Origin of the sequence: Acinetobacter sp. Ac_5812, from assembly GCF_013072695.1 — a bacterium.
GTDB lineage: Bacteria > Pseudomonadota > Gammaproteobacteria > Pseudomonadales > Moraxellaceae > Acinetobacter.
On sequence record NZ_LXUK01000008.1, the window covers coordinates 254579 to 277660 of the forward strand.

The window sequence follows — 23082 nt, forward strand, 5'->3', positions numbered from 1 at the left end:
GAATCATTCTCGGTTAGGATGAGATATGTACAATCTCATCCTGATTGAAGATGAATATTCTTGACCACGCCAGCTATTCAGCAACCGACGTTACGATAGAATCTCGAGAGCCTTTGTTCCGAGGATTCATTCAAGTTGAGAAAGTGAGTTTAAAACATCGGTTATTTCAGCGAGCTGATTTTTCACCTTTAATTCAACGTGAATTGGTTCATCGCCCAGAAGCCGCTGGCGTTTTACTATATAATGACCAACAACAACGCTTTGCACTGATTGAACAATTTCGTGTCGGTGCATTGAGTGATCCTATTTCGCCATGGCAACTCGAAGTCATCGCGGGGGTACTTGATGGAAATGAATCGCCTGAAAGCTGTATCCGCCGTGAAAGCCTAGAAGAATCTGGCTGTGAGATCACCACATTAAAACATTTATTTAGCTTCTACCCTTCTGCTGGCGCATGTTCTGAATTTTTTCATCTATATGTAGCAGAAGTTGATTTGCCAAAGGACGGGGGCATTTTTGGGATGCCAGATGAAGGGGAAAATATTCAACTTCATCTATTTAATTATTCCGCATTAGAAGCATTATTAAATAACGGGCGGTTGAGAAACGCACCTGTAATCATGGCATTGCAGTGGCTGTCTCAACATATACAACTACAACAAAGATAAAAATCTGAAGGGGCTAACGACGGTGACTTTCCAAGTCTCATCATTATCGCAACAAGATTTTGTGATGATACAGATTACTGATACACATTTATTAGAGTATCCACATTTAGAATTTGTCGGGATGCAACCCGAACAAAGTTTTCATGCTGTAATCGACTTGATGCGCCAGCAACATCCTCATATTGACCTCATTGTACACACCGGTGATTTGGCACAATCGCCAACCCCATTGACCTATCAACGCTATGTACAACATATGCAAAGCGTGGGAATTCCCTTTTTCCATACGCCAGGCAACCATGACGATGTGGCGCATTTTCCATTTCATGAAACAGATCCAACTCAACCAACTGTGATTGAGCTGGGTCAATGGTGCATTATTTTATTAAATAGCGCGCAACCAAAACGTATTGATGGAAAAATTGCTGACACACAATTGCAGCAACTCACCCAATTACTTGCACAACAACATGATCGTCATGTGCTTATTGCTTGTCATCATCATCCTTTTGCGATGCAATCGGCATGGATTGACCAACACAAGCTCAAAAACTCCTCAGACCTGTTGGAAACAATCCAACCATTCTCCAATGTCAAAGCAATTGTCTGTGGTCATGTGCATCAAGATTCGATCAATACATGGCAAGGTGTTGAATTTTTATCTACCCCTTCAACCTGTATCCAATTCAAACCCAAAAGCGATAAATTTGCGCTCGATGAAGAGCATCCTGGTTATCGCTATATCCGCCTTAAAGCGAATGGCGAACTGGAAACTCAGGTCTACCGCTTACCGACATCGCAACGAATGAGTAGTTCTGAAGTTTTAGGATATGATTAAACTTTTGATTACAAATTACATTGTCAATTTCAGACAAAATCTGGACGGGAATGACTACCATCTTGCTTAAAAACTCTATATGATGTCGACCCTTGATGGGAAAAACCATCTCAGGTTTCTATAAAAACACTTGCATATCACCATATTTTTTGCGTATAGATAGTACGTGTAAGATGAGGAATGCCCTATATGGCGAATGACAACCAAAATCAAGTCTTGGACGAACAGACAGACGTGATCGACGATCAAAAATTGGCTGTGAAACGTACACGTAAAACCAAAGCTAAAGCTTCAGAAAGCGGTACAACTGCAAGCTTATTTGGAATTGCGCCTTATCAGCCAAAGAAAAATGAAGAATATATGTCTGAAGGACAACTTGAGCATTTCCGCCAAATTTTAAATGCATGGAAAGCTGAGTTAATGTCCGAAGTGGATCGCACCTTGAATACTATGCAAGATGAGTCAAGTGCGCTTCCTGACGTCAACGACCGAGCAACGCAAGAAGAAGAATTTGCAATTGAACTACGTACACGTGACCGTGAACGCAAGCTCATTCGCAAAATCGAACAATCGGTTGAAGCCATTCAAAACGAAGACTACGGTTTCTGTGAAACTTGTGGTATCGAAATTGGCTTGCGTCGTTTAGAAGCTCGCCCAACTGCGACTTTATGTATCGATTGCAAAACTTTGGCTGAAATCAAAGAAAAGCAAAATAACGGTTAATTTTGAAAACCGTGTCGAGCCATGAGATTAAGCAAAGCGATGCTTTGCTTAATCTCCGCTCATATGTGGGTCGGTTTGCGCCATCGCCAACCGGCCCATTGCATTTTGGCTCCCTACTCACTGCAGTTGCCAGTTATTGCGATGCCAAAGCCAATCACGGCCAATGGCTGGTTCGGATTGAAGATACCGACATTCCCCGTATTTATCCCAATAGCGAAGCACACATTCTCTCTTGCATTGATGCCTTTCAATTTGAACCCGATGCAGAGATTATTTTTCAAAAAGATCGTTTCGAGATCTATGGACAGGTGCTTGAGCAACTCAAGCAATTCAATGCGATTTATGCCTGCCAATGTACCCGTAAAATGTTGGGTTCCAATCATATCTATGCCGGAACCTGCCGCGATTTAAATTTAGAGTTTGCTGATCAAGCGATACGCTTAAAGGTTAGTGATCAACAGATTTGTTTTGAAGACCGCTTACAAGGTCGACAATGTTCTAACTTACAGCGTGATCTGGGTGATTTTGTATTAAAGCGTCGTGATGGCATTATCAGCTATCAATTGGCGGTGGTGGTCGATGATTATCTACAAGGTATCACGCATGTTGTACGCGGTGCGGACTTACTCGATAATACTGCTCGACAAATCTGGTTAGGTGCTTTGCTGGGTTATCCGAGTTTAAGCTATATGCATTTACCGCTTGCCATGAACGATCAAGGGCAGAAACTGTCTAAACAGAATCTGGCACAAGCACTGGATATCACTCAAGCCCCCAAACTGTTACAGCAAGCGATCTTGGCTTTAGGCCAACCTGCGGTGGAACTGAATCAACCCCGTATTATGTTGCAACAAGCGGTGCAACAATGGGATGTAAACTCGATCCCGCTCGGCATTCATTTGACGGGAACTTTTCAGTAAGCCGAAAAACCCTGAACATTGTCAGGGCTTTTCTATCTGGACCAATTTAGAAATTTGATTCTTCTTTTAATGGGTTCAACTCTTGCGTTGATGCATCGATCTTTAAGATCAAACTAATCATCGCTGCACACATCATCAACGATGTACCACCATAACTAATAAACGGTAAAGTCAAACCTTTGGTTGGCATCAAGCCCATATTCATGCCTGCATTCACCAGAATCTGCATCAGAAAAATAATGCTAATTCCATAGGCTAAATAACCTGCACGCAAATAGTTATGTTGCAAGGCACGATGACCGATACGAATGCAACAGGCCAACATGGTAAATGACAGTATCATTACGATAGACACGCCAAAGAAGCCGAATTCCTCACCTAAAACCGCCAACATAAAGTCGGTATGTGCTTCAGGTAAATAAGAAAGCTTCTGCACACTGTGTCCTAAGCCTGTACCAAACCACTCGCCTCGACCAAAAGCCATCAATGCATTCGAGAGCTGGTAACCCACACCCAATGGATCTGCCCAAGGGTTAGTAAACGAGATCAAACGTTGGAATCGGAATGGCTCGAAGATAATTAACGCACTGACACCTGCAAAGATCGCACCGAGCATGATCAAAAACTGCGTTGCAGGTGCGCCAGCTAAGAAGAATACACCCACCATCATTAATACAATCACGACGGTTGCACCTAAGTCTGGCTCAGCCACAATAAAGCCCACGGTTAAGGCCATCACACCACTTAAGCGGAGCAAACCTTTCCAGTGTGTTCGGACTTCTTTGGCACGGCGTACCACATAATCCGCAGTAAAAATCGCCATTACAATTTTGGCAATCTCGGTTGGCTGCAAGGTGAAACCACCCACCTTAATCCAACGATGTGCACCATTGACTTCAGAACCGACCACCAATACCGCTAAGAGCAGGACAATGGTAATGAGCCATAAAGGAAAGGCATTTTTAAACCAGAGATTCAATGAAACCCGATAGGTTAAAAATGCCACCACCGCTGCTACTACGATCGAAATACCATGACGAATCAAAAAGTAAAAAGGACTCTCATGGATATATTCCGCATACGGCATAGACGCCGATGCAACCATGATTGAACCGAAACATAGCAGCGAAATCACAGAAAAAATCAGGATATTTCGTGCCGTCATTTCTGCGGGTAGCTTAGGTAAACGATTCAGCAATTGCGAAATCTTCTGTACCGTATTTTGGGCTAAGTCAGCCATAGTTCTATTCCCAGTTCTTATTTTTCATTCAAGGCATTTACACATGCCACGAATTGATGCCCACGATCATTGTAGCTTTTAAACATATCAAAGCTGGCACAGGCTGGCGAAAGTAAAACCACATCTTCTGCTTGAGTGGCTTTTTGAGCCAGTGCTACCGCTTCTTTTAAGCTGTTTGCATGCTGAATCACTGTTGTACCTTGAATCGCCTGTTCAATCACCGCAGCATCTTCACCAATGAGAATCACTGATTTCACATATTTTTGAATTGCGTCACGAAGAGGTTTGAAATCTTGCCCTTTACCCTGACCACCAAGAATCAAAGCCAGCTTGCCTTTTTTCACTTCAATTGCGGCACCAAGACCATCAATTGCAGCCAGCGTCGCACCAACATTAGTTCCTTTGGAATCATTGTAATAGCGCACACCGTCAATGGTTTCGACATACTCACAACGATGTTCCAAGCCTTTAAAATGCTTAAGCGTTTCAAACATTGAAGCTGGTGGTAAACCAACAGCTTCACCCAAAGCCAAACATGCCAACGCATTGGCAACATTGTGCATGCCTTGAATGTACATCTCAGAGGTTCTCAGCAATCGCTCTCTTCCACGTGCCAACCACATGCTGCCATCTGCATCACGTAATACACCATATTGATTTAAATCAGGAGCATTCAAACCAAAACTTTGCATTGGGGTAACATCTGGAACCAATGGACGGCTGAGATTGTCATCACGGTTATAAACGACTTTTTTCACACCTTGGAAAATACGATGTTTGGCTTTGTGATAACCCAACATATCACCATGACGATCTAAATGATCTTCACTCATATTCAGCACCACAGCAACTTCTGCATTCAAGTGTGAGGTGGTTTCAAGTTGGAAGCTCGATAACTCTAAAATAATTAAATCAGGTTTATCTTTTAACAAATCTAATGCTGGACGACCTAAGTTGCCACCAACAGCCACATTTTTACCTGCCTCTTGTGCCATCAAGCCAATTAAAGTGGTCACGGTACTTTTTGCATTTGATCCTGTAATCGCAATAATTGGCACTTCAGTCGCACGGCGTAATAATTGAATATCACCGACTACTGGGATGCCTTTTTCAACGGCCTGTTGAATTTCTGGAAGTTGCGGTGCAAGTCCTGGACTGAGAATAATTTCTTCTGCTTGTAATAAAAGCTCTGTATCGAGTTGACCAAAACTGGTACGAACACCTGCTGGAATCTGATCATGTCCAGGAGGTGTTGCTCGTGAATCTGTTACTGCAACTTGGTAGCCCTGTTCATGTAGAAAGTTAACAGCTGACACACCCGAAATACCTAAGCCAACCACAACTTTTAATCCACCACGTTGTATTAACATTTTCGCCCCATTTTTTGCAGATTACAGAATGGCAAAAATGTTAGCACTTTACTGTTTTAAATGCTTTTTCAGTTTTGGTTTTATTCAATCTTTTTTGTGTCAGTGCGTAAAAGCTTAAGCAGGGATAAAAAAGCTTATCCCTAATAAAGCCAAGATCACAGCACCTAACCAATCTACAGATTTAAATGCATATTGCTTGATTTTAAGTTCAATCAATTCGGGTCTCAACCACAGATAAATCAAGATTAAACATGAGATAAGCCAAGAGAGGGTTTGTTTGTAAATATTCAGACCTTTAGACAAAGCAGCGAGATAAAGCAGTGTCATCACCAGCATGAAACCCAGTAAAATCAATTTATGTTTAGAGCTTAATGATGGTTTTTTACTCATTTAAGCCTGATTCATTTTTTCTTTTCCAAAAAAATTGCCCATCTTAAGATGGGCAATTTTAAGATTGCGATTAACGCCATTTCACTGTTTGAATGGGTTCTGCTTTTTTGTTCTCCTTTTCATCAGTCGAACAACCACAGCCACCGCCACAACCCACAGCCATTTTAGGTTTTAACCATGTCGCCAAACGCTGCCAGCCTAAACGCTGACAAGAATTCGACAAACTCAGAAATGCTGAATTTGCTGTTTGAGGGAACACCTTTTTGAATACGACAACAGCACTCCACAATACCAATACAGCAACAATCAAGTACTCAAACATAACCGTCTCTCCAATGATTGCCTCCCTCTTTAAAGGGAGGCTAGGTGGAATTTCTTAACCCCAAATGCTTGATGCAATTTGATAAGTTAAGAAAGACATTAAATACGCTAAACCGAATAAATATGCTGTCATTACAGAGACATGTTTCCATGAACCTGTCTCACGGCGTACCGTTGCTAACGTTGCCAGACAATGTGGCGCGTAGATAAACCATACCAATAATGATAAACCTGTTGCCAATGACCAACCCGTCCCATCAGCACTAATCAAATGCGACAAGCCTTGTGCAATCGCATCATCATCTGCACCTGACAAGGCATATACCGTACCCAATGCAGCAACCACAACTTCACGCGCCGCCATTGCAGGAATAAGAGCAACCACGATCTGCCAGTTAAAACCAACAGGTGCAAAAATCGGTTGCAGCAAATGCCCTAACATTCCAGCAAAACTGTAATCGATATCAGGTAAAGTCGCCCCTTCTGGAGCTTGCGGGAAGGTACACAAGAACCAAAGTAAGATCGACAGGGCGAAGATAATCCCACCGACTCGTTTTAAGAAGATTTTGCCGCGATCGAGCAAGCCAATCCCAACACTTCTTAAATCAGGAATACGGTAACTTGGCAACTCCAGCAATAAGGCATGTTGTGATTTATCTTTTTGCAGAAACTTCATCACAATCGAAACACAGAGTGCGCTGACAATGCCTGACATGTACAAGCCAAATAGCACTAAACCTTGTAAGTTGAAAATACCCCATACCGTTTGACTTGGAATAAAGGCCGCAATCAACAAAGCATAGACGGGTAAACGCGCAGAACAGGTCATCAATGGCGCAACCATAATCGTGGTAAAACGATCACGTGGGTCACTGATACTACGGGTCGCCATGATCCCAGGCACTGCACATGCAAAGCTCGACAGCAAAGGGATAAAAGCTCGGCCACTTAGACCCGCTTTAAACATCAATTTATCCAGCAAGAACGCGGCACGCGGTAAATAACCTGATTCTTCTAATACCAGAATAAAGAAGAATAAAATCAAAATTTGTGGCAAGAACACCACCACACTACCCGCGCCTGCAATAATCCCATCGACCACCAAACTATGCAGTAATGGTTGCGAGATATACTCGCCAAGCTTCTCACCAAACCATGCAAAGAAGGTTTCAATCCCGTCCATAAACGGTGCAGCCCAAGCAAATACCGCTTGGAAGACGATAAACATCATGATTGCAAGGCTCAGTAAACCAAGCACTGGATGTAAGAAAATCTTATCCAGAAAATCAGTACGTTTATCTTCCTGATCAACAAAGTTCACCACATCTTTGAAAATCACTTCAATTTTCTGGTGATGATCCCCTTTCAAGCCACTCAGTTCCGTTTGTGGAATCGAATACTTGTCTTGATCAAGTGCATGTAGTAGGTTTTCGATACCTGAATTGCGTACCGCAACCGTTTCAACCACAGGGACACCCAAACGCTCAGAAAGTTTTTGAGTATTGATCTGAATACCACGGCGACGTGCTTCATCCATCATGTTCAACACGACAAGGATTGGACGCCCCAGCTCAATAATTTCCAGCACCAAACCCAGATGTAGCTTTAAGTTGGTTGCATCCACCACACACAAGAAGGCATCTTGTTGCCCTTCTTCCGCAATCTTGCCTTGACAGACATCACGGGTAATCTCTTCGTCTGGGCTGGTTGCTTGAAGGCTGTATGTGCCTGGCAAATCTAAAACACGTACTGCTTTTCCAGATGGAAGCTGAAAATGCCCAACTTTACGTTCAACCGTCACACCCGCATAGTTGGCAACTTTTTGGCGTGTCCCAGTTAAATGATTAAATAAAGATGTCTTACCACAGTTTGGATTTCCCACAAGGGCAACACGTAACGCATCACTCATGCAGGTGCTCCTTCAAGTTGAATTTCAATTTTATCCGCTTCCGCTTTTCGTAACGCAAAACGCGTAAAACCGAGCTGGATTAGAATCGGATCTCCACCAAAGATGCCTTTGGTAATCACCTGTACTTGTGTACCTGGCACAAAGCCTAAACTTTCTAAACGAACTGCAACTAAATCTGGCTGTTCTGTCTCATCGACCACGCGATTTACTTTCGTAATCATCGCTGTTTGCTTGACTTTTAATGCTGACAATCGCACCGCTTCTAACCCTTAACCCTTTTTTGCTAGTATACAAGCAAATGAGAATAATTACCAAAACCAATCTCAGTGGCATTTGCTTCTGTGACAGATCGACAACAATTCATTTTTCTTTTACAGTGCAATTCAACCAAAAATAAATCAGGGCAGCGTTCTCCCTAAAATACCCGCCCCTCTTTCACTGAGAAATATCTTCAACGCCTTATGTTAAATAAAAAGCCTCGTATTCCCGCTGCGGTTAACATCCCCGAACATTTGAGTTTTTTACAGGGTTTTCGAGCTTATCTGGTGGCTCAAACCGTAAGCCCACATACCCGTAACGCCTATTTATCCGACCTGATTCAATGTGCTGAATTACATCAAACGGCCGCATTACCACAGTGGTCTAGTGATGACATTGCTGATGTTCTCATCGCACTCACCAAGGCCGGTAAAAGCCCGCGTTCGATTGCACGTTGCCTCTCTGCTTTAAGACAGTTTTATAAGTTTTTAAGAGAACAGAAATTACGGGACGATAATCCTGTTGCTACCCACCATTCCCCTAAAATTGGACGAGCCTTACCCAAGGATTTATCTGAACAAGATGTAGAAGCATTAATCAATGCACCTGACATCAACACAGCATTAGGCCTGCGTGACCGCGCCATGTTCGAAGTCCTGTACGCCTGTGGTCTGCGTGTTTCAGAATTACTGAATTTACGTTTAGAACTGATCAATTTAAAACAGGGCTTTGTTCGAATCACAGGTAAAGGCAATAAAGAACGTCTCGTTCCGCTGGGGCAATTTGCCTGTGATTGGATCGAAAGATATTTGGCTGAGTCACGTCCGCAGCTGTATAAAAGCAGCACGGATTATCTGTTTCTCACTCAACATGGCGGCATCATGAGTCGACAGAATTTTTGGTATGCGATTAAGCGTTATGCCGTACAAGCTAATATTCAGGCGGAATTGTCTCCCCATACCTTACGCCATGCTTTCGCGACTCATCTACTCAATCACGGCGCAGATTTACGTGTGGTACAAATGCTACTTGGACATAGCGACCTATCTACTACGCAAATTTACACTCATGTCGCACAACAGCGGATGCAGGAATTGCATGGTAAATACCATCCACGTGGCTAAAACCACCTTTTATCTAGGATTCAGACAAAACCTGATTCTATTCACAGAGCTTATGCAAGATTTAACGAAGTGATTCATTTTTTTTGTTATGCTAGGCCCCTTATACAAATGAATTCGTACAAAAAAGGTTCTATATGTTGTTTACTCGGTCTCAACTTGTAATTGCTTGTACATTAGCATCAACATTATTAGTCAGTGCTTGCTCTAAAGAAAACTCAGCACAAAAACAAGATGCGCTCACAGCAAGTGCACCGGCGACGGGTGAAGCATCAACATTAAACGAACGCAATGCACAACAGCGTTTGGTTACTACCTTAGAAAAAAACTTTAAAACAGCCAATATCAACGCGAAAATCCTTAGCATCAAAAAAACTGAAGTCCCAAACCTCTATTGGGTGAGTCTGGAAGGGATGGGTTCAGTCTATGCCACTGCTGATGGTCAATACATTATTCAAGGTGATGTGGTGCGTTTAGGTGATAAACAGTTGCACAATGTCAGTGACGCTCTACAAGCAACCGAAAATAAGAAACATTTAGCTTCACTCAAAACTGAAGACTTAATCGTTTATCCTGCACAAGGTGGCAAAGCCAAACATGTCATCTATGTATTCACCGATTCAAGCTGCCCTTATTGCCATAAACTGCATGAACATCTTGCTGAAATTAATACCAAAGGGATTGAAGTTCGTTACATCGCCTGGCCACGTGGCGAACAGTTCATGCCAACCATGCAAGCGATTTGGTGTAGTGAAGACCGTAAGGCTGCCTTCGATCAAGCTGCCAAAGGCTTACCCGTTTCGGCTGCTGAATGTAAGAACCCTGTTCGTGACCAGTATCAACTGGGTTTAAATATGGGCGTGAATGGTACACCTGCCATTTATAACGTCGATGGCGAATATTTAGGTGGCTATATGACGCCTGAAGAAATCGTACAACGCTTAAACAAATAAGTTCAAACTACACTACAAATAAGCAAAGACTCGGGCGACAGATTAAAGATGATCGGAATAGGGTCTGTTACCACTTTATCTATGATTGCGGCAGAGGAGATTTTTAGGCGATACAAGGCATGGATTGTGAAATTTAGTCATTCTAAATAATGAGCAATGGCTAAAGTTGCGCAAGATAACGCAGAAGCGCCAAAAATCTCCCTGCCCCACAGGGTTGTCGCTAAAACTCCCTCATACGTCGTTATGAAACTTGGCAAGGGAATGCCATTCCCTACGTTTCATGCCTAGTCTGAAGAATTTTCAGCCGTCAACGCAATTCATTTATAAAGTGACAACAGACCCTAGTGTCTGCGCATTTTTTTAGCTATGATCAAGCTTCATTAAAATGATTGAATATAATGGAGTGTAACGTGAAACCAGTTCGTCTGGCGATACTCGGTCTTGGTACTGTAGGTGGTGGAGCCCTTAAATTACTACAAGAAAATGCTGCGGAAATTAAACGCCGTACCGGTCGAGAAATTCAAATTACACACGTAGGCACACGCCGTCCACGTCCAGATTTACAACTCGAAGGCATTAAACAAAGCGATGACTTGATGGAAATCGTACGTCAGCCAGATGTTGACATGGTGGTCGAAGTCATGGGTGGTATTCATCCTGCTTATGAAGTCATCATGGAAGCCATTAAGCATGGCAAACAGGTTGTGACTGCAAACAAAGCTTTACTGGCTGAACATGGCAATGAACTGTTTAAAGCAGCAGAAGACAATGCTGTTCAGATTGCCTATGAAGCAGCTGTTGCGGGTGGTATCCCAATCATTAAAGTGATCCGTGAAGGTCTCGCAGCGAACCATATCGAATGGCTTGCGGGCATCATTAATGGTACCGGCAACTTCATTCTGACTGAAATGCGTGAAAAAGGCCGTGCCTTTGAAGACGTTTTAAAAGAAGCGCAAGAACTTGGTTACGCCGAAGCTGATCCAACCTTTGATGTTGAAGGCATTGATGCTGCACATAAACTGACGATTTTGGCGTCATGTGCTTTTGGTATTCCATTACAGTTTAATAAGGTCTATACCGAAGGCATCAGCAAAATCACCGCTCAAGATGTCAAATATGCAGAAGAGCTTGGTTTCCGCATTAAGCATTTGGGCATTGCACGTCGTGCCGAACAAGGCATAGAATTACGCGTCCACCCAACCCTCATTCCTGCGGAAGAGCTCATCGCCAACGTCAATGGCGTGAAAAATGCGGTCTTAGTTCAAGCCAATGCTGTCGGCCCAACCTTATATTATGGTGCAGGCGCTGGTGCTGGCCCAACAGCCTCGGCTGTAGTTGCCGATGTCATTGATATCGTGCGTGATATTTCTTATACCGAAGATGGTGCAGGTACCATTCCTCAACTTGCCTTTGAAGCACTGACCAATGTGCCGATCTTAAGCCGTGAAGAAATGACCACAGGTTATTATATTCGCCTCAATGCTGAAGATCAGACGGGTGTCTTGGCAGATGTTACGACCATTCTCAGCCGTGCTGGTATTAGTATTGATGCCATCATGCAGCAATCACGCTTGAAAGACTTGATTCCAATCGTAATTTTGACAGATCCGATTGTTGAATCAAAAATGGATGAAGCACTTGCACAAATTCAAGCATTACCTGCAATTCGTGGCGAAATCGTAAGAATTCGTTTAGAATCGCTCGATAGTTAATCAGGTTGAGGGAAAATAACCTCCCTCACCCCGCTCTACCTCATATTGGAACACCATCATGTCGAATGCCAATCGTTATACTGGTCTTGTAGATCGTTATCGTGACCGTTTACCCGTGTCTGCAACTACACGTGCAATTTCTTTAGGTGAAGGGAATACCCCACTGATTAAACTAGAGAACATTCCACGTATTATTGGCAAAAACGTAGAAATCTATGTGAAGTACGAAGGTCTGAACCCGACAGGTTCATTTAAAGACCGTGGTATGACAATGGCTGTGACCAAAGCAGTTGAAGAAGGTTCTAAAGCGATTATCTGTGCATCTACAGGCAATACTTCAGCGGCAGCGGCAGCGTATGCAGCACGTGCAGGTATCAAAGCGTTCGTATTAATCCCAGAAGGCAAAATTGCCATGGGTAAAATGGCGCAGGCAATGATGTACGGCGCGATCACCATGCAAATCCGTGGTAACTTCGATGACGGTATGCGTCTGGTCAAAGAAGTTGCAGATCAAGCACCTGTAACGATTGTAAACTCAATTAACCCATACCGTCTGCAAGGTCAAAAAACCATTGCTTATGAAATTGTAGAAGCATTGGGTCGTGCTCCTGATTATCACTGCTTACCTGTCGGTAATGCCGGTAACATCACAGCACACTGGATGGGTTATACCGAAGCGGTTGCCAATCAACCTGCGGATCAGTTTGAGCAAGTGATTTATGATGCTGCAACCGATCAATTCACTGGTCCTAAACCAGAAGGCTTACCAACAATGGTTGGTTATCAAGCATCTGGTGCTGCACCATTCTTACGTGGTGCACCAGTAGAGAACCCTGAAACAGTTGCAACAGCGATTCGTATTGGTAATCCACAAAGTTGGAACCATGCTAAAGCAGTGGTCCGTGATTCTAAAGGTTGGTTCGATGAACTGACTGATGCTGAAATTCTAGAAGCACAACGCTTGCTTTCAATGTATGAAGGTGTGTTTGTTGAACCTGCTTCAGCAGCATCAATTGGTGGTGCGATCCGTGATCTTAAAGCAGGTAAAATTGCTGAAGGTTCTGTGATTGTATGTACAGTGACAGGCAATGGCTTAAAAGATCCTGACACTGCAATCAAACAATGTGCTGATGCCGTGATGTTGTCGATTGATGCGACTATGGATCAAGTGAAAGATTCTATTCTTTCAAATATGTAAGTATACCTACTGAAATAAAAAAACCAGTTGCCTGCAACTGGTTTTTTATTTCTAATTATAAAAAGAAAAAGTTATTCGTAATCATCATAGCTATATTGTGCAGCTAATTCTTTTTCGATCCTCTGAATTTCTTCAAGCTCAATTTGTTTGATTTCAAATAATGGTTGTTTGAGTAAAGGATTAACCGCATATAAAGCTTCTTCTTCCCAACCCTGCATAATCGTTAAAATTTGACTTTTCTGATCGTATTTCAAACCCGATTGCGCTGTGATCATTGCCTGTAACAGCACAGGCTCATCAGATAACTCATCAAGTGAGCCTTTAAGCTGAATATCACCATAGTCATAATCTGCAAAAATAGTTCCGACATTGGTTTTTAATTGTTCAGGTTGATCTGCATAAGCTAAACTGGCAAAAAACTCATCATGCTCTTCCACCCATTTCTGTTTTTTGACTGACCAAAGCGCATAAAACCGAGCCTCATGTTCAAACTGTAGCAGTTGAAATTTTTGCATTCCTGCCAATTGAATAAATTCAAAGGTATCTTCATCGCTTAAGCTTTCAGGTAATACATCATCTGAAATATCCCCATCTTCACAGACATGCTCAGCACAACGTGAAAACACAAAATCATCCAGCTGTTTTAGCAATGCTTCATCTGCATCAAAAAGGGATTCCACTTCATATAGGGCAAAATCTCGCGCTCCATCAATTTCTAACTTTTTATATGCAGCCTCGGCTTGGGCTTTATCCTCAAAAACATTGGCAATACGATTGCCTGCCACATAAAAGACTTCATCGTTATACCCAAAGTATTTGGCACGAATCACATAAGTCGTCATGGTGTTCCCCTTAATTCATTTATCATTGAGTTGTTTGTTTTATTTGGTGTAATGCTTGAGCACTTGCAGGAATTACCATGCCATTATCCATTCATAATTCAAAATGCATGGCATTAAAAAATCAGCGGGGCTATACACGATATTGTCCAGTTTCGGCAGTTACCCAATCCTCGGCAAAATATCGTAGATAAACCAACTATTATGGATGGGCAATAGCGAATGCAATTTTCCTGTTAGTGCTAAAGGCGATAACATTAATTGTGAAAGTGTTTTATCCTGCACATAATCATGATGTAATTGTTCTAAATGCTGTTCAAAGTTCTTAGGCAATTGTCTTGCATCTATCGCATTGACAAAATCATTGAGTGTCGGAATAAAACGTTGTTGGTAATCCACCAATAAATGATCACGTTCGCACAAATCTTTAATATCAATTGATTTGCCTGCATTATTGTGAAGACTATGCTCAAACACAGGAACCACAACAGAATTTATGCCCCACAAGGTCTGTGAAATTCGGTGTCGTGCATCACTACACAGGCTTTTGGTACTACCTATAAACGCATGTAGTTCATAGTCGTCTTCGGGTTCCCCACCCCAACGTTTTGCAGAAATCCGTGCGTGTTGCATCGCATTCATAACGGTCTGTCATCATTTTTTGTTGTAAGCACACATTAGCCGATTTTGGCTCAAAAAACGAACATAATTTATTGAAATAAGACAAGTTGTGTCGCATGATTCAGGCATAAAAAAACTCTTCATAAAGAAGAGTTTTTTATATTTCGAATGATTAAACGCGTTTTGGCAAAGTGCTTAACCAGCTTAATAAATTGGTGGCATCGCTATTACGTGCTTGCGAACTTGGCGCACCTAATAACACCACAACCGCTGGGCGTGAATTCACAGTGGTATGCATCACCACACAACGGCCTGCTTCATTAATATACCCTGTTTTTGACAAGTTAATGTTCCAGCCACCATTACGTACCAACGCATTGGTATTATTCGATTTCAGCACACGGTAACCTAAATTGAAGTCATAGGTTGGTGTGGTAGAGAATTGACGAATCAAGCCATATTGTGAAGCGGTACTTACTAGAATACCCAAATCACGTGCTGAAGAAACATTATGTGGATCTAAACCTGTAGATTCAGCATAACGCGTAGATGTCATGCCCAATTGCCTCGCTTTTGCATTCATTGCCGCAATAAATGCAGAACGGCCACCTGGATAGGTACGTGCTAATGCAGCTGCAGCTGGATTCTCAGACTTCATTAATGCAAACAAAAGTGCTTCTGCGCGATTCATAGTATCGCCTGCACGTAGGGTTGAACTTGAGTTCTTACCGCCTGCACCAGCAAAGTCGATTGACTCCAGCGTAATTTCTTCTGACATGTTTAAACGTGCATCTGCCGTGACGACAGCAGTCATCAGCTTCGTAATCGACGCAATGGGTACCGACATGTTACTGTTTTTACTGTACAGTACTTCACCCGTTTGCGCGTCCATTACCAAAGCAGCACGTGCATTGACAGAGGGCTGACTACTATACCCAAAGGTATCTCGAATCTGCCCTGACTGTTGTGGCGTACTTGAAGAAGTAATTGTTGCCGAACCACCATTACGCAATGTTGTGGTAACAGAGGTTGAACCTTGTGGACCAATTTCTAATGGTTCATCATCTTCCATCAACTGGCTTGCATCAGTTGCAGACCAATTCATCGAAGCTGAACCGCTTACACGCGAAGAAGCTGGATTGTTATTCACAACCAGTTCAGCAAAACTTGTTGTGCTCCAGGCCAACAAGATAGACATGCTTAAAACATGCATGATAGATTTTTTAGAATTTTTCACGACACAATACTCAACTCAGGACGCTGCACATTTGCGCTTAATACCATTATGCCTTACATTTAAACAAATCGGGTAAAGCTTTTATAGACACAATTGTGTACAACTATTCGCTAAAAACGAAGAATAGGATTGCTAATTTTGTCGTTTCATTGCAAGCTAATTTTGCTTTATGTAACAAAAAACCAGTTTTTTTGAAAAAAGGAGGTCTTCTTGATCACTGTTCTCGTTGTTGATGATCATGAACTCGTACGCACAGGAATTTGTCGTATGTTGGAAGACCACCCCGATGTAGAGGTCATTGGGCAAGCTGAATCAGGTGAAGAAGCCATTGCCTTAGTCCGTCAGAAACACCCTCAAGTGGTGTTGTTAGATGTGAATATGCCAGGTATTGGTGGAGTGGAAACTACTCGTCGCTTATTACAAAGCGCACCTGAAACAAAAGTGATTGCCGTCAGCGGTCTTGCTGAAGAACCCTATCCATCCCTGTTATTAAAAGCAGGAGCGAAAGGCTATATCACCAAAGGTGCACCGATTTCTGAAATGGTTCGTGCTATTAACAAAGTCATGCAAGGCGGAAAATACTTTAGTGCAGATATTGCTGAACAATTGGCCAGCTCCTATCTTTCAGATACACAACAGTCTCCTTTTGATGCGCTATCAGAACGTGAGATGCAAGTTGCCATGATGGTGGTGAATTGTATTAGTGCCCAAGAAATCGCTGACAAATTATTCGTAAGCGTCAAAACTGTAAATACCTATCGTTATCGTATTTTTGAAAAACTGAGCATTGATAGTGATGTCAAACTCACCCATCTTGCGATTCGCTATGGACTCATTAAACCTTAAAAAACAGTAAGCGCCTATGTTAGGGAAAATTGCGTCGTCAGTCTCACAAACTGTCTATCGGCTTGGGGTTTGGTATAGTGGCTATCGGCTAATCATTTCGATTAGCCTGCTGTTAATTTATTTACTCACTGCTGAACAACTTTCCAGCAACTATATTTATCCCTTCTTATATTTTTATACCTTGATTTGCTATATTGCATTCAACATTTTTCAACTGTTTTTATTACAGTTTGTACCGATACAAATCTCCAAGCAGTTGATTTTTATCTTTCTGATTGATGTCATTTGCCTAAGCTTGATCACCTTTTCTGCGGGTGGTCCAAATCTGCAACTCAGCTTACTTTACGTCATTATTATTTTCTCGTCTGCAATTTTATTAAATGCACATCTGTCGCTGATTATTACTTTATTTGCCGTCATCATGGTGGTTTACCAACGTTTTTTAGGTGACTTTTTTGAGGCCAATAATTTAAATCACCTCGGAAATAGCGTTTTTCTGGCGTTTTTATTTTTTGTAGTTCATGCCATTGGTCGTATTGCAGTACAGCGTTTTAAAATTCTAGAAACTTTAACTTTTCATCAATCCATTGAAATCCATCAACTACAGAATATTAATCGCTATATCTTAGAACAAATCGAAGATGGCTATTTAGTACTGGATGAAAGTAACCATATCGTGTTAACCAATCCTGCAGCCAATGCGCTATTGGGTATCCATTTACCGATTTCCTTAGAAAAAACGCCACTAGTCAAATTACAACCTGACCTATTTGAACTGGTTCAGTTTAGTGACTTAGAAGACGGCGAAGAATTCAGTTTTGAATCACAGCAAAGTTCATACACCATCAATGTTCGAGTGAAACATCTAATTGTTCCCGAACAAGCCTTAGTGTTATTGATCTTAAAAGATGCACAGAAACTGACTCAACAAGTTCAGCAATTAAAACTCGCCGCACTTGGTCAGCTGTCAGCCAGTATTGCCCATGAAATTCGCAATCCTTTGGCTGCTATTGTGCAAGCCAATGAATTATTCAAAGACAGTGATACCCACCAACAAGAAATGCTGTCGCGCATGATTAGCAAACAAGCCAAGCGGATTGATAGCATCGTGCAAGACACCTTAGCAATGGCACGAAATAAACCGACAGAAGCACAAGAAATTGATCTGAGCTCCTTCTTTGAAAGTTTACTCAATGAAGATCTTGCAGATGCTAAACAACAAATTCAAATTAAAATCACAGAGCAAACCAACATCTTATTTGATGAAAAACAATTACGCCAAGTGCTGATTAATTTAATTAGAAATGCATTAAGACACAATGCAACTGACGCGCCTTATATTGAAGTCGAGGTGCACGAAAAAGACGGACGAACGTGCATTGATGTCATCGATTTTGGGACGGGTGTCTCAAAACGGGATATTTCTCAACTGTTCAAACCATTTTTTAGTACCGAAATTAAAGGAACTGGTTTAGGATTGTATTTGTCTCATACGTTTTGTGAGGCAAATCATGCAAAGCTCACTTATATAGAGCGACAACAAGGAGCATGCTTCAGGATTGAATGCTCAAAAACTCATTGATTTATAGATTAGGTTTCTCGGGGAAATGGCAACAAAACAACCACTCGTCTTATTGGTAGACGACGAAGAAGATTTATGTCTTTTAATGCAGATGACGCTGGCGCGTATGGGCATCAAGACACATCTCGCCTATCGGGTCGAACAGGCAAAAAAGTTCTTTACTGAATTCCAGTACGATGCTTGCTTAACAGATTTAAATCTTCCAGATGGCAATGGTTTGGATCTGGTCAAACACGTGACACAGAACTATCCCAATACGCCTATTGCGGTACTGACTGCCTACGGCAATATGGATATTGCCATTTCAGCCTTAAAAGCAGGCGCATTTGATTTTGTCAGTAAGCCTGTCAACCAGATGCATTTGGATCAATTGATTCAGAAAGCATTAAATCGTCCACAGCCTGAACAAGAGGCCGCAGAAACAGCCTTAGAGAACAAGCTGTTAATTGGACGTTCTGCACCCATTCAACAGCTTCGCATCGCCTTAAAGAAAATTGCCCGCTCCCAAGCCCCTGTATTTATTACGGGTGAATCAGGAACAGGCAAAGAAGTGGTTGCGAATCTAGTCCACCGTTTAAGTAATCGCAGCGAAGGCCCTTTTATTGCGATTAACTGTGGTGCGATTCCAACTGAATTGATGGAAAGTGAGCTATTCGGGCATAAAAAAGGCAGTTTTACTGGCGCGACTCAGGACAAGCAAGGCTTAATTCTGTCTGCACACGGCGGTAGTTTGTTCTTGGATGAAATTGCCGAACTACCTTTAAATATGCAAGTCAAATTGCTGCGTGCCGTACAGGAAAAGAAAATTCGTCCCGTTGGTTCAGATCAAGAGATTGATGTGGATTTCCGTGTAATTAGTGCCAGTCACCAAGATTTGGAACTGCTGGTACAGCAAGGTCGTTTCCGTCAAGATTTGTTCTTCCGTATTCATGTGATGGATATCGTACTGCCGCCTTTACGTGAACGTGGACAGGATATTTTGTTATTGGCCAATCACTTTATTCAAAAGATTAGTCAAGAATGGGACCTCACTGCGAAATCGTTGTCTTCACGTGCAGAGCAGTTCTTATTACAGCAATATTTCCCAGGCAATGTGCGTGAATTACGCAATATTATTGAACGTGCAATTACGCTGAGTGACGATGACAATATTGATTTGGCACATCTCCAAACGGCACCTTTACGTAGTTCATTGGCAAACCCAGCACCTTCATTTTCCAATACGACGGCTGAAGAAGTTGAAACACCGCAATATTCTGCAAGCCCAAACATGAGTTCAAAGAAGCTTCCACCTGAAGGTTTGGAGCGTTATTTGGAGAATATTGAAAAAGAAATTCTTCTGAATGCACTGAATCTCACACATTGGAATCGAACGTTGGCGGCAAAGAAGTTGGGAATGACCTTCCGTTCGTTACGTTATCGATTGAAGAAGTTCGGTTTAGATACTGAAGATGATGAATAATCAATATTAAAAAAAGCCCCTCAACTGAGGGGCTTTTTTTAATATCTACTTTTCAAAACCAAATCTGTGACATGTTCAAGATAATTATCTTCTTTCATCTCGGCAGACAAAGCATAGGTCTGATTTGGCTGAATGCCTTGACCTTCAATCATATTGCCATTTGGAGTGTAATAGTGTGATACCGTCATCTGCAATGCAGCGCCACTTGGTAGGGGGAACAACTTTTGAACCACGCCTTTGCCATAACTATTTTCGCCGACCACCCAGGCACGCTTATGCTCTTTTAATGCCGCTGTAAAGACTTCAGCAGCAGAAGCGGAACGACGGTTGATTAAAATGCCTAATTTCATATTTTGAAATTCATTAGAAGGAAGTGCTTGGAATTGCTGATCACCTTCAGAACGACTTTTAGTCGTGACAATTAAACCCTGATTTAGAAATAGATCCGCCGCTTCGACCGAGGCTGAAAGCAAGCCCCCTGGATTATTACGTAAATCGAATACCACGGCCTTAAGTTTGGTCGAACTATATTCTTCAATCAAACGTTTAATCTCATTCGCCGTATCTTGCTGAAAAACACGTATTTTCAGCACCAATACCTGATTGTGCAATAAAACGGGTTCAATATCAGTTTCGACTTTTTTATTTCTCACCAAAATGGTCGTACTATTATTCTCTGTTTGTATCTGGACAGTACTTCCAATCGAGCCATAGAGCAGACCTTGTACCTGGTCTTGATTTAAGCTTTTGAGTTCTTGGTTATCCACTTTTAGGATAACTTGTCCATTGCGTAAACCCAGCTTACTTGAATCCGAACCAGACTTCAGATCCTGAATTTGCCACGTTTTCGAATGTGCATCATAATTTAAATTGAAATCGACAGAAGCTAAATCACCCTCTGTATACTGAATCAGTTGACGATATTCTTCTGCTGATAAATAACGGGAGTAACGATCTAAACCGCTCACCAAGCCTTTAATCGATTGCTGGAATAAAGCATCATCCGACTTTTTATCGACATAGTTATCTTTGACGATGCCGTAAATCTGTACAAATTGTTGAATAGATTCAATTGGGACTTCAGCATTACCAGACTTGGCATCTTCATTCGACCACCCTGAAGAATGGGTGATTGGTGCGGCTGAGAGACTATGTCCCCAACACATCAACACACTTGCACATAACGCTCGGTAAATGTTGTTGTGTTGGGTCATTGATTCACCTTATTTTAAAGTAATTAAGTTCTTGCCTTGCATTTCAGGCGGCACAGGAATGTTCATCAAATGCAAGAGTGTTGGTGCCACATCCGCCAATACGCCATCTTCAGCAATCGTTGCTTGCGTAGGACCAACATAAATAAATGGAACCAATTCTGTGGTATGTTGGGTATGAACCTGCCCACTATCATAGTCTTGCATTTGCTCTACATTACCATGATCCGCTGTAATTAACATATGCCCTTTGTTCGCCATCACTGCATCGTAAACTCGGCCTAGACAGCTATCGACTGTTTCAACTGCTTTCACTGCGGCATCAAACACACCCGTATGTCCAACCATATCACCATTGGCATAGTTCACGACTAAAAGGTCAAACTCACCAGAATTGATTGCATTCACCAACTCATCAGTCACTTCATAAGCACTCATTTCTGGTTTTAAATCGTAAGTTGCAACATTCGGTGAAGGAATGAGAATACGTTTTTCACCTTCATATTCATCTTCACGACCACCACTGAAGAAGAAAGTGACGTGTGCATACTTCTCAGTTTCAGCAATACGCAATTGGGTCTTACCCAGACTTGACAAATATTCACCAATCGAGTTTTTAAGCCCTTCTGGCATATATGCCACAGGTGCATCAATACTGGCTTGATAACGGGTCAACATCACAAACTTAGACAGGTTTGGAACGACTTTACGGGTAAATCCAGCAAAATCTTTTTCAACAAAAGCACGCGTAATCTCACGCGCACGATCGGCACGGAAGTTCATAAACACAACACTATCGCCATCTTGCACTTTGGCAATTTCACCAATACGTGTTGCTTTAACAAACTCATCATTTTCATTCGCGGCGTAGGCTTGTTCTAGGCCTTCGACGGCAGAGTCTACAACACGAACCGCCTCACCTTCTGTCATTAAGCGATAAGCTTGTTCAACACGATCCCAACGGTTGTCACGATCCATTGCAAAGTAACGACCAATCATCGAAACAATACGACCTTGATGTGGATATTGAGCAAATAAAGCATCAAACTTTTCTAATGATGGTTTTGCACTCCGCGGTGGAGTGTCACGTCCATCTAGGAAGGCATGTAGATATACTGTTGCACCACGTTTTAATGCTAGCTCACACATTGCCACGATATGGTCTTCATGTGAATGAACACCGCCTTGAGACAACAGGCCCATCACATGTACGGCACCCTTTGCTGCTTTGGCTTTTTCTACAGCATCAATTAAAACTTCATGCTCAAAAAAAGCACCAGTGCGGATATCTTTAGTAATGCGGGTAAAATCTTGGTACAGCACACGACCTGCACCTAAATTCATATGACCGACTTCAGAGTTGCCCATTTGACCGTCAGGCAAGCCGACATCTTCGCCTGAACCTGAGATTAAACTATTTGGATGCTTGGCCTTCATCGCAGTGAGGTTTGGCGTTTTTGCCGCTAAAAAAGCATTATCTTCAACTGCTTCACGATGTCCCACACCATCCATAATCACCAGAACGTGAGGAATTTTGCCAGCATTTGCATCCGTCATAATGGACTCTCTGTTTGTCATTTGATCGGTCTATTTTACCGAAATTTAATCGAATTCTCCATGACCTGACTGATGGCTTTCATCAATCCTGATCATAGAACCTCTC

Annotated in this window: 21 protein-coding genes and 1 pseudogene; 11 read left to right on the top strand and 11 right to left on the bottom strand. The window is 42.2% G+C overall.

Annotated elements, in window-relative coordinates; all coding sequences use genetic code 11:
* Positions 1 to 50: 50 nt before the first annotated feature.
* The 4 genes from A7P55_RS07205 (at position 51) to gluQRS (ending at position 3149) form a co-directional block, all read left to right on the top strand.
* Positions 51 to 668 carry an NUDIX domain-containing protein gene (locus tag A7P55_RS07205; RefSeq protein ID WP_171551611.1) on the top strand — a complete coding sequence of 206 codons (618 nt, stop codon included), beginning with the start codon at positions 51 to 53 and terminating at the stop codon, positions 666 to 668.
* A gap of 22 nt (positions 669 to 690) precedes the next feature.
* Positions 691 to 1506, top strand: coding sequence for a 3',5'-cyclic-AMP phosphodiesterase (gene cpdA / locus A7P55_RS07210; protein ID WP_171551612.1), 816 nt, complete (start codon positions 691 to 693; stop codon positions 1504 to 1506).
* Positions 1507 to 1695: 189 nt separating this feature from the next.
* On the top strand, positions 1696 to 2229 hold the full coding sequence (gene dksA, locus A7P55_RS07215) for an RNA polymerase-binding protein DksA (RefSeq protein WP_171551613.1): 534 nt from the start codon (positions 1696 to 1698) through the stop codon (positions 2227 to 2229).
* A gap of 11 nt (positions 2230 to 2240) precedes the next feature.
* Positions 2241 to 3149, top strand: coding sequence for a tRNA glutamyl-Q(34) synthetase GluQRS (gene gluQRS, locus A7P55_RS07220; RefSeq protein ID WP_171551677.1), 909 nt, complete (start codon positions 2241 to 2243; stop codon positions 3147 to 3149).
* A gap of 46 nt (positions 3150 to 3195) precedes the next feature.
* On the opposite strand, the gene ftsW is transcribed toward gluQRS, so the two are convergent.
* The 6 genes from ftsW to A7P55_RS07250 form a co-directional block, all read right to left on the bottom strand.
* Entirely contained in the window at positions 3196 to 4389 is a 1194-nt protein-coding gene (ftsW, locus tag A7P55_RS07225) for a putative lipid II flippase FtsW (RefSeq protein ID WP_005291305.1), read from the bottom strand.
* A 17-nt stretch (positions 4390 to 4406) separates the two neighbouring features.
* A complete protein-coding gene (gene murD, locus A7P55_RS07230; RefSeq protein ID WP_171551614.1) occupies positions 4407 to 5759 on the bottom strand; it encodes a UDP-N-acetylmuramoyl-L-alanine--D-glutamate ligase in 1353 nt (450 codons plus the stop codon).
* Positions 5760 to 5873: 114 nt separating this feature from the next.
* Positions 5874 to 6149, bottom strand: a complete 276-nt coding sequence (locus tag A7P55_RS07235) for a hypothetical protein (protein ID WP_171551615.1) — start codon at positions 6147 to 6149, stop codon at positions 5874 to 5876.
* 70 nt (positions 6150 to 6219) lie between these two features.
* Positions 6220 to 6471 carry a DUF6587 family protein gene (locus A7P55_RS07240; RefSeq protein WP_171551616.1) on the bottom strand — a complete coding sequence of 84 codons (252 nt, stop codon included), beginning with the start codon at positions 6469 to 6471 and terminating at the stop codon, positions 6220 to 6222.
* A gap of 54 nt (positions 6472 to 6525) precedes the next feature.
* A complete protein-coding gene (locus A7P55_RS07245) occupies positions 6526 to 8379 on the bottom strand; it encodes a ferrous iron transporter B (RefSeq protein WP_171551617.1) in 1854 nt (617 codons plus the stop codon).
* Positions 8376 to 8636, bottom strand: coding sequence for a FeoA family protein (locus tag A7P55_RS07250; RefSeq protein WP_004656347.1), 261 nt, complete (start codon positions 8634 to 8636; stop codon positions 8376 to 8378). The genes A7P55_RS07245 and A7P55_RS07250 overlap by 4 nt, the downstream gene beginning before the upstream one ends.
* Before the next feature lie 204 nt (positions 8637 to 8840).
* On the opposite strand from A7P55_RS07250, the gene xerD reads away from it, so the two are divergent.
* The 4 genes from xerD to thrC all read left to right on the top strand — a co-directional run bounded on the left by xerD (position 8841) and on the right by thrC (position 13621).
* Complete coding sequence (gene xerD, locus A7P55_RS07255) at positions 8841 to 9761, top strand: site-specific tyrosine recombinase XerD (protein WP_171551618.1); 921 nt, start codon at positions 8841 to 8843, stop codon at positions 9759 to 9761.
* A gap of 134 nt (positions 9762 to 9895) precedes the next feature.
* The gene (locus A7P55_RS07260; protein ID WP_171551619.1) at positions 9896 to 10711 is read left to right on the top strand and encodes a DsbC family protein; all 816 of its coding nucleotides are present in this window, start codon (positions 9896 to 9898) and stop codon (positions 10709 to 10711) included.
* Positions 10712 to 11121: 410 nt separating this feature from the next.
* On the top strand, positions 11122 to 12423 hold the full coding sequence (locus tag A7P55_RS07265; protein WP_171551620.1) for a homoserine dehydrogenase: 1302 nt from the start codon (positions 11122 to 11124) through the stop codon (positions 12421 to 12423).
* A gap of 58 nt (positions 12424 to 12481) precedes the next feature.
* Entirely contained in the window at positions 12482 to 13621 is a 1140-nt protein-coding gene (thrC, locus tag A7P55_RS07270) for a threonine synthase (RefSeq protein ID WP_004802157.1), read from the top strand.
* 71 nt (positions 13622 to 13692) lie between these two features.
* Here thrC and A7P55_RS07275 read toward each other — a convergent pair whose 3' ends face one another.
* The 3 genes and pseudogenes from A7P55_RS07275 to pbpG all read right to left on the bottom strand — a co-directional run bounded on the left by A7P55_RS07275 (position 13693) and on the right by pbpG (position 16318).
* Positions 13693 to 14463 carry a hypothetical protein gene (locus tag A7P55_RS07275; protein WP_171551621.1) on the bottom strand — a complete coding sequence of 257 codons (771 nt, stop codon included), beginning with the start codon at positions 14461 to 14463 and terminating at the stop codon, positions 13693 to 13695.
* Between the two features lie 22 nt (positions 14464 to 14485).
* Positions 14486 to 15102 (bottom strand): annotated as a pseudogene (locus A7P55_RS07280) (hypothetical protein).
* 151 nt (positions 15103 to 15253) lie between these two features.
* Positions 15254 to 16318, bottom strand: coding sequence for a D-alanyl-D-alanine endopeptidase PBP7/8 (pbpG, locus tag A7P55_RS07285; protein ID WP_171551622.1), 1065 nt, complete (start codon positions 16316 to 16318; stop codon positions 15254 to 15256).
* A gap of 210 nt (positions 16319 to 16528) precedes the next feature.
* Between pbpG and A7P55_RS07290 the strand changes: the two genes are divergently transcribed.
* The 3 genes from A7P55_RS07290 to A7P55_RS07300 are packed head-to-tail and all read left to right on the top strand — an operon-like array spanning position 16529 to position 20208.
* Entirely contained in the window at positions 16529 to 17164 is a 636-nt protein-coding gene (locus A7P55_RS07290) for a response regulator (protein ID WP_004802154.1), read from the top strand.
* Positions 17165 to 17180: 16 nt separating this feature from the next.
* Positions 17181 to 18746: an ATP-binding protein gene (locus A7P55_RS07295; protein ID WP_171551623.1), complete on the top strand. Its 1566-nt coding sequence runs from the start codon at positions 17181 to 17183 to the stop codon at positions 18744 to 18746.
* Positions 18747 to 18771: 25 nt separating this feature from the next.
* The gene (locus A7P55_RS07300) at positions 18772 to 20208 is read left to right on the top strand and encodes a sigma-54 dependent transcriptional regulator (RefSeq protein ID WP_171551624.1); all 1437 of its coding nucleotides are present in this window, start codon (positions 18772 to 18774) and stop codon (positions 20206 to 20208) included.
* Between the two features lie 38 nt (positions 20209 to 20246).
* Here the strand turns inward: A7P55_RS07300 and A7P55_RS07305 are convergent, their stop codons facing one another.
* Together A7P55_RS07305 and gpmI are read right to left on the bottom strand one after the other, a co-directional pair.
* The gene (locus tag A7P55_RS07305) at positions 20247 to 21422 is read right to left on the bottom strand and encodes a S41 family peptidase (RefSeq protein WP_171551625.1); all 1176 of its coding nucleotides are present in this window, start codon (positions 21420 to 21422) and stop codon (positions 20247 to 20249) included.
* Between the two features lie 9 nt (positions 21423 to 21431).
* Positions 21432 to 22976 carry a 2,3-bisphosphoglycerate-independent phosphoglycerate mutase gene (gene gpmI, locus A7P55_RS07310; protein WP_171551626.1) on the bottom strand — a complete coding sequence of 515 codons (1545 nt, stop codon included), beginning with the start codon at positions 22974 to 22976 and terminating at the stop codon, positions 21432 to 21434.
* Positions 22977 to 23082 lie beyond the last annotated feature (106 nt).

Coding starts and splice junctions, on each gene's coding strand:
- A7P55_RS07205 (WP_171551611.1), top strand. CDS start 51: ATGAATATTCTTGACCACGCCAGCTATTCAGCAACCGACGTTACGATA.
- dksA (WP_171551613.1), top strand. CDS start 1,696: ATGGCGAATGACAACCAAAATCAAGTCTTGGACGAACAGACAGACGTG.
- ftsW (WP_005291305.1), bottom strand. CDS start 4,389: ATGGCTGACTTAGCCCAAAATACGGTACAGAAGATTTCGCAATTGCTG.
- murD (WP_171551614.1), bottom strand. CDS start 5,759: ATGTTAATACAACGTGGTGGATTAAAAGTTGTGGTTGGCTTAGGTATT.
- A7P55_RS07235 (WP_171551615.1), bottom strand. CDS start 6,149: ATGAGTAAAAAACCATCATTAAGCTCTAAACATAAATTGATTTTACTG.
- A7P55_RS07240 (WP_171551616.1), bottom strand. CDS start 6,471: ATGTTTGAGTACTTGATTGTTGCTGTATTGGTATTGTGGAGTGCTGTT.
- A7P55_RS07245 (WP_171551617.1), bottom strand. CDS start 8,379: ATGAGTGATGCGTTACGTGTTGCCCTTGTGGGAAATCCAAACTGTGGT.
- xerD (WP_171551618.1), top strand. CDS start 8,841: ATGTTAAATAAAAAGCCTCGTATTCCCGCTGCGGTTAACATCCCCGAA.
- A7P55_RS07260 (WP_171551619.1), top strand. CDS start 9,896: ATGTTGTTTACTCGGTCTCAACTTGTAATTGCTTGTACATTAGCATCA.
- thrC (WP_004802157.1), top strand. CDS start 12,482: ATGTCGAATGCCAATCGTTATACTGGTCTTGTAGATCGTTATCGTGAC.
- A7P55_RS07275 (WP_171551621.1), bottom strand. CDS start 14,463: ATGACGACTTATGTGATTCGTGCCAAATACTTTGGGTATAACGATGAA.
- A7P55_RS07295 (WP_171551623.1), top strand. CDS start 17,181: ATGTTAGGGAAAATTGCGTCGTCAGTCTCACAAACTGTCTATCGGCTT.
- A7P55_RS07300 (WP_171551624.1), top strand. CDS start 18,772: ATGGCAACAAAACAACCACTCGTCTTATTGGTAGACGACGAAGAAGAT.
- A7P55_RS07305 (WP_171551625.1), bottom strand. CDS start 21,422: ATGACCCAACACAACAACATTTACCGAGCGTTATGTGCAAGTGTGTTG.
- gpmI (WP_171551626.1), bottom strand. CDS start 22,976: ATGACGGATGCAAATGCTGGCAAAATTCCTCACGTTCTGGTGATTATG.